The 6,172-nt window shown below is 73.1% G+C and carries 6 protein-coding genes; 5 read left to right on the top strand and 1 reads right to left on the bottom strand.

What is annotated here, in order from left to right:
• Positions 1–67: 67 nt before the first annotated feature.
• Genes aroA through ACH34Q_RS46230 form a run of 3 tightly spaced genes read left to right on the top strand, consistent with a single transcriptional unit; the run spans position 68 to position 3,917 of the window.
• Positions 68–1,357, top strand: a complete 1,290-nt coding sequence (aroA, locus tag ACH34Q_RS46240; RefSeq protein ID WP_395989630.1) for a 3-phosphoshikimate 1-carboxyvinyltransferase — start codon at positions 68–70, stop codon at positions 1,355–1,357.
• 3 nt (positions 1,358–1,360) lie between these two features.
• Complete coding sequence (gene rsgA, locus ACH34Q_RS46235) at positions 1,361–2,371, top strand: ribosome small subunit-dependent GTPase A (RefSeq protein WP_395989632.1); 1,011 nt, start codon at positions 1,361–1,363, stop codon at positions 2,369–2,371.
• Between the two features lie 58 nt (positions 2,372–2,429).
• Positions 2,430–3,917, top strand: coding sequence for an FAD-binding oxidoreductase (locus tag ACH34Q_RS46230; RefSeq protein ID WP_395989629.1), 1,488 nt, complete (start codon positions 2,430–2,432; stop codon positions 3,915–3,917).
• Here ACH34Q_RS46230 and ACH34Q_RS46225 read toward each other — a convergent pair.
• Positions 3,910–4,731: a hypothetical protein gene (locus ACH34Q_RS46225; RefSeq protein WP_395989628.1), complete on the bottom strand. Its 822-nt coding sequence runs from the start codon at positions 4,729–4,731 to the stop codon at positions 3,910–3,912. The genes ACH34Q_RS46230 and ACH34Q_RS46225 overlap by 8 nt on opposite strands.
• A 114-nt stretch (positions 4,732–4,845) precedes the next feature.
• Here ACH34Q_RS46225 and hisN point away from each other — a divergent pair, with 114 nt between their 5' ends.
• Both hisN and ACH34Q_RS46215 read left to right on the top strand, forming a co-directional pair.
• The gene (gene hisN, locus ACH34Q_RS46220) at positions 4,846–5,649 is read left to right on the top strand and encodes a histidinol-phosphatase (RefSeq protein ID WP_395989631.1); all 804 of its coding nucleotides are present in this window, start codon (positions 4,846–4,848) and stop codon (positions 5,647–5,649) included.
• A 312-nt stretch (positions 5,650–5,961) separates the two neighbouring features.
• Positions 5,962–6,150 (top strand): hypothetical protein, encoded by a 189-nt coding sequence (locus ACH34Q_RS46215; RefSeq protein WP_395989627.1) that lies wholly within the window; start codon positions 5,962–5,964, stop codon positions 6,148–6,150.
• Positions 6,151–6,172 lie beyond the last annotated feature (22 nt).

The raw sequence follows: 6,172 nt of genomic DNA, 5'->3' as shown, positions 1-6,172 counted from the left end.
TCCGCGTTTACGACCTGGCGAACACGCCACGAGTCAACGGGACAGGCGATCCCGATAACCTGGACGCATGTCCTCGCCGCATTGGCTCGCGCCGGTCGCCTCCGCACCGGTCGATGCCACCGTTCCGTTGCCCGGTTCCAAGTCGATGACCAACCGGGCGCTGATCCTGGCCGCGCTGGCCACCGGCCCGGGACGGGTCGTACGGCCGCTGCGCAGCCGGGACACGCTGCTGATGGCCGACGCGCTGCGCGGTCTCGGCGTCGGGATCGTCGAGGACGACGGCGCCTGGCGGGTGAGCCCGAACGAGCTGATCGGCCCCGCGCAGCTGGACGTGGGCCTGGCGGGCACCGTGATGCGGTTCCTGCCCCCGGTGGCCGCGCTGGCCAGGGGCGAGGTGGCCATCGACGGCGACCCGCGCTCGCGGGAACGGCCGATGGGCCCGATCCTCGCGGCCCTGCGCGACCTCGGCGCCGAGATCGACGACGGCGGCCGCGAGGCGATGCCGTTCACCGTGCACGCCACCGGCGCGGTACGGGGCGGCGCGGTCACGATCGACGCGTCCGGTTCCTCGCAGCTCGTGTCCGGCCTGCTCCTGGCCGCGCCGCGCTTCGCCAAGGGCGTGGAGGTACGGCACGAGGGCCCGCCGGTCCCGTCGGCGCCGCATCTGGAGATGACCGTCCAGATGCTGCGCGAGGCCGGAGCGGTCGTCGAGACGGGCGACGACGTGTGGCGGGTGGCGCCCGGCCCGATCCGGGGCCGCGACTGGGAGATCGAGCCCGACCTGTCCAACTCCGCCGAGTTCCTCGGCGCCGCGCTGGTGACCGCCGGCCGCGTCACGGTCCCGGGCTGGCCGGCGAAGACGACCCAGCCGGGCGACGCGCTGCGCGGGCTGCTGGCCGCGATGGGCGCCGAGGTGTCGTACGGGCCGGACGGCCTGACCGTACGCGGCACCGGCACGTTCACCGGCCTCGAAGCGGACCTGCACGAGGTCGGCGAGCTGACCCCCGTGCTGGCGGCGCTTGCCGCTCTGGCGAGCACGCCCTCCCGGCTGACCGGCATCGCGCACCTGCGCGGGCACGAGACCGACCGGCTGGCCGCCCTGGTCAACGAGATCAACGCGCTGGGCGGCGACGCCCGGGAGCTGGCCGACGGGCTGGAGATCCGCCCGCGCCCGCTGCACGGCGGCGTGTTCCATACCTACGACGACCACCGCATGGTGATGGCCGCGTCCGTTCTCGGGCTGGCCGTTCCGGGCATCGAGGTGGAGAACGTCGCCACCGTGGGCAAGACGCTCCCGGACTTCACCGACCTGTGGAGCGGGATGCTCGCGCCACGGACCCCGACCGGAAAGGGCTGACCACTGCCGCCACGCCGAGTTCGCGACTACGACGAAGACGACGTCCGGGTACGGCCGGGGCGCCGCGGCTCCCGGCCGCGCACCCGCATCCGTCCCGCGCACGAGGACGCGGTCGGCGGCTTCGTCACGGCCGTGGACCGCGGCCGCTACCGCTGCCTGGTCGAGGAGGGCACCCCGGAGGCGCGGATCGTCACCGCGATGCGCGCCCGCGAGCTGGGCCGCAAGGGCGTCGTGGTGGGCGACCGGGTCGCCCTGGTCGGCGACGTGACCGGCCGCCCCGACACGCTCGCCCGCATCGTCCGGGTGGAGCCGCGCTCGTCCTCGCTGCGCCGGACCGCCGACGACAGCGACCCGTTCGAGCGGATCATCGTGGCGAACGCGGAGCAGCTGGTGATCGTGACCGCGCTGGCCGATCCCGAGCCCCGCCCCCGGATGATCGACCGCTGCCTGGTCGCCGCGTACGACGCGGGCATGGAGCCGCTGCTGTGCCTGACCAAGGCCGACCTGGCCTCCCCCACCGACCTGGTCGCCGCGTACGCGCCGCTGGGCGTCCCGTACGTGGTGACCCGCCGCGACGATGACCGCGACGAGCTGCGCGGCCACCTCGGCGGGCGCATCAGCGTCATGATGGGCCACTCGGGCGTGGGCAAGTCCACCCTGGTCAACACGCTCGTCCCCGACGCCGAGCGCGCCGTCAGCCACGTCAACGCGGTCACCGGCCGGGGCCGGCACACCTCCTCGTCCGCGATCGCGCTGGAGCTTCCGGGCGGCGACGGCTGGATCATCGACACCCCCGGCGTCCGCAGCTTCGGGCTGGCCCACGTGAAGCCCGAGAACGTGATCAACGCGTTCGAGGACCTCGCCGAAGGGTCCGCCGAGCGCTGCCCGCCGCACTGCGACCACCTGCAGGAATCCTGCGGCCTGGACGCCTGGGTCGAGGAGGGCCGCGCCAGCCGGGCCCGCCTGGAATCCCTGCGCCGCCTCCTCTCCAGCCGCGAGGGCGAGCCCGAGTAGGACCGCCGAACGGGACGTTCCGGCGTCCTTGACACCCGGGTTGTGATGGCATGGGCGGATGGAGCGACGGGTGTTCCTCGCGGCACTGGCGGGCACGGCCGCCGGGTGTTCCAGCGAGGTCCGGTCCCCCGCGGCGAGCCGTACTCCAGGAGGCGCCATGGCCTCGGAGCGCCCGACCGGGCCGGCCGACTGGAACGCGCTGGAACGGGGGCTGGGCGGGCGGCTGATCCGGCCCGGTGACGCCGCGTACGGCCGGGCCAGAAGGCTCTACATCCCGCGCTACGACCGGATCCGTCCCGCCGGAATCGCGTACTGCGAGAACGCCGAGGACGTGGCCGAGTGCGTCGCGTTCGCCACGCTGAAGCGCATGCCGGTCGCCGTACGCGGCGGCGGCCACAACTACGCGGGCTGGTCGACCGGGACCGGGCTGGTCATCGACGTCTCGCCGATGAACGCGGTCAAGGCGGACGGCGGGCGGGCGGTGGTCGGCGCCGGGGCGCGGCTCATCGATCTGTACGACGGGCTGGCCGGCGCGAAGGCGGGCGTTCCGGCCGGTACGTGCCCGACCGTGGGCGTGGCCGGGCTGACGCTGGGCGGCGGGCTCGGGGTGATGTCCCGCGCGCACGGCCTCACCAGCGACTTCCTGGAGTCGGTACGGGTCGTCACGGCCGACGGCCGGATCCGCGAGTGCGACGCGCGCCGGGACCCCGAACTGTTCTGGGCCTGCCGGGGCGGCGGGGGCGGCAACTTCGGGGTGGCCGTGGAGTTCGCCTTCCGTACCTTCGAGACCGGTGAGCTGACCACGTTCTCGCTGCGCTATCCCTGGTCGCGGGCCGCCGAGGCGATCGCGGGCTGGCAGCGCTGGGCCCCGGACGCGCCGGACGGGATCTGGACGAGCCTGCAGATCAACGCCTCGGACGGGGCCCCGACCGTGGACATCACGGGCGTCGCGTCCGGTGATCCCGATCTCGATCCGCTGGTGGCCGCCATCGGGCGCGACCCGTCCGGTGACGACTCGCAGCGCCGCTCGTACCTGGAGGCGATGAAGTTCACCGGTGGGTGCGCCGGGCAGTCCGCCGACGAGTGCCACGCCCAGGGCGACCTGCCCGGGCAGCGTCCCGAGGGGCGCTTTCCCCGTACCGACTACGCCGGCAAGTCGCACATCGCGTACATGCCTCTCAGCGACGGCGGGATCGGCGCCCTGGTCGGCCGGTTCGGCGGGAGCGGTGTCAGCGGGCGTTCGGTGCTGATGGACGCGATGGGCGGAGCGATCCGCAAGGTCGGCCCGGCCGACACGGCGTTCCCGCACCGCCGCGCGTTGTTCTGCGTCCAGTACCTCGCGAACGGCGACGACCTCGGCTGGCTGCGCGCCACGCATCGGGCCATGGAGCCTCATCTGGGCGGCGCCGCCTACGTCAACTACATCGATCCCGACCTGCGCGACTGGCGGCGCGCCTACTACGGCGGGAATCTCGACCGGCTCGTGAAGGTCAAGGCCGCCTACGATCCGGAGTCGCTGCTGCGCTTCCCGCAGGCGGTCAGGTGAGCTCGTCCAGCAGGCTCTGTGCCCGGGTCTCGACCTGGTTGAGCGCCTGGACGTGAGCGGGCGCCAGGTCCTCGACGCACTGCGTCATCGCGTTCGTGACCTGGCTGAACGCCGCCTCCTCCGCACCGCGCAGCGCCGCCCGTACGGTGGCCGAACGGGCGCCGAGGGCGGCCCATTCCAGCTCCAGCCGCGCCACCGCCTCGTCGAACTCGCGCGCGACCTCGGCCCCCTCGTCCCGCAGTTCGTCGGGGACGGGACCGCGGCCCGACTGCCGGGACCGGGCGGACAGCGCCGAGATCCGGCTCGCCAGCGTCAGCCCCTCGCGGGCCAGCGGCAGCACGTCGTGGATCAGGTCGGTGACCACCTTGGCCAGCTCCTCCACGCGGGTCAGCAGGAGCTGCGTGGCCTCGCCCAGACCGGCGGAGGTGGCCTCGGCGACCCGTCCCGCGGCCTCGTGCCGGTGCCGTTCCACCATCGCGACGATCTCGCCGTCCAGCCGCTTGCGCTCGCCGTCGGCCAGCCGCTCGGGCCATCCGGCGCGGATCCGCTCGATCCGTTCCCGGCCGGAGGCGGTGATCTCCGCGGTGACCTCGTCCAGGGCCTCGCTCGAACGGTCCTTCAGCCGGTCCACCCGGTCGTGGAGGGCCTCCTTCTTGAACGGGTCGTTCAGCTCGTTGAGCAGGGCCTGCAGCCGCCGCGACACGTCGATGGAGTGCTCGGCCAGCGGGACGAGCCGGTCGGCGAGTTCATCGAGGGTCCGGGCCCGGCGTGGGTCGGTCAGCTCGGCCACCCACCCGGGAAGGTCGTGCGCCATGCGCCCATGCTCCCACTTACCCGGCACCCGGGGGGCTCGTCCCGTCGGCGGGCGCGGTATCGGGGGACCGTAAGTGTGTCGGTGCGCCGCGTGAGCGCGATAGCGTGGCACGCCGTGGCGGGCTATTCCGATGACCTGCGTCTCGCGCATGTACTGGCGGACGGGGCCGACGACATCACGACCAAGCGCTTTCGCGCGCTCGATCTCGACATCGAGACCAAGCCGGACCTGACCCCGGTCAGTGATGCCGACCGCAGTGTGGAGGAGCAGATCCGCGGCACGCTGAAGCGGGCCAGGCCGCGGGACGCCGTGATCGGCGAGGAGTACGGTCGGTCCGGGTTCAGCCAGCGCTGCTGGATCATCGACCCGATCGACGCCACCAAGAACTTCGTCCGCGGCGTCCCGGTGTGGGCCACGCTGATCGCGCTGATGGAGGACGACGAGGTCGTGGTCGGGCTGGCGTCGGCGCCCGCGCTGAACCGGCGCTGGTGGGCGGCGCGCGGCGGCGGTGCCTGGACGGGCCGGAGCCTGTCGCGGGCCACCCGGATGCAGGTGTCGTCGGTCACCGACCTGGCGGACGCCTCGCTCTCGTTCTCCAGCCTCAGCGGCTGGGAGGAGCAGGACCGGCTCGACCGGTTCCTCGACCTGACCCGTTCGGTGTGGCGGACCCGGGCGTTCGGCGACTTCTGGTCCCACATGATGGTGGCCGAGGGGGCGGTGGACGTCTCCGCCGAGCCCGAGGTGTCGCTGTGGGACCTGGCCGCCCTCCAGGTGATCGTGGAGGAGGCCGGCGGGATGTTCACCGACCTGTCCGGCGTCCCCGGCCCTGACGGCGGCAGCGTCGTCTGCACCAACGGCCGCCTCCACGCCGAGGTCCTCCGCACCCTCGGCGGCGGCCAACTCTCGCTGCGCATTTAGTCAGACCCGGCTCTGTTCCAAAGCCCCGGCCCACGGTGCTCGCCTGGCGGCTCGCACCGTGACCGGTTCTTGTGCGAGCGCGGCATCGCTTCGCGATCTGGCCGGCGAGGCTCGCCTTCGGCATCGCCTCACCGGCCAGGTAACGCGCTCGCGCGGTGGCCGAGCCACTTTGGGACAGGCCTAGCCAGACTCCACGGGTGGCCCCGGCCTGGCTTCCGGTGGACTCGCGACATATCGTGGAACGACCGCTCGCGTGCGATCGTTCTCTCTATGAGCGGCCCATGGACTATGAGCGGCCCACGGAGGTAGAGAATGTCGACCCAGATGAAGTTCGTGATCGGCGGCGTCGCCGGTTTCCTGCTGCTGTCCATCCTCGGCTGGTGGACGCTGGCCCTGATCGTGCTCGGCGTCATGGCCGTTCCGGCCGTGCTCTACATGATGCTCGACCCGTCCCAGCGGCGCCGGGTGCGCGCGCAGGGCCGCAAGCGCCTGGGCAGCTAGCGCGCTGATCCCTGGTCCGCTA

The organism is Actinomadura sp. 9N407 (genome assembly GCF_044326315.1).
In the GTDB taxonomy this organism is placed as follows: Bacteria; Actinomycetota; Actinomycetes; order Streptosporangiales; family Streptosporangiaceae; genus Spirillospora.
This window is presented reverse-complemented; position numbering and strand designations above follow the sequence as displayed.

Bases quoted from the DNA above. Each gene is read 5' to 3' on its own strand.
- aroA (WP_395989630.1), top strand. From the start codon at position 68: ATGTCCTCGCCGCATTGGCTCGCGCCGGTCGCCTCCGCACCGGTCGAT.
- ACH34Q_RS46230 (WP_395989629.1), top strand. From the start codon at position 2,430: ATGGAGCGACGGGTGTTCCTCGCGGCACTGGCGGGCACGGCCGCCGGG.
- ACH34Q_RS46225 (WP_395989628.1), bottom strand. From the start codon at position 4,731: ATGGCGCACGACCTTCCCGGGTGGGTGGCCGAGCTGACCGACCCACGC.
- ACH34Q_RS46215 (WP_395989627.1), top strand. From the start codon at position 5,962: ATGTCGACCCAGATGAAGTTCGTGATCGGCGGCGTCGCCGGTTTCCTG.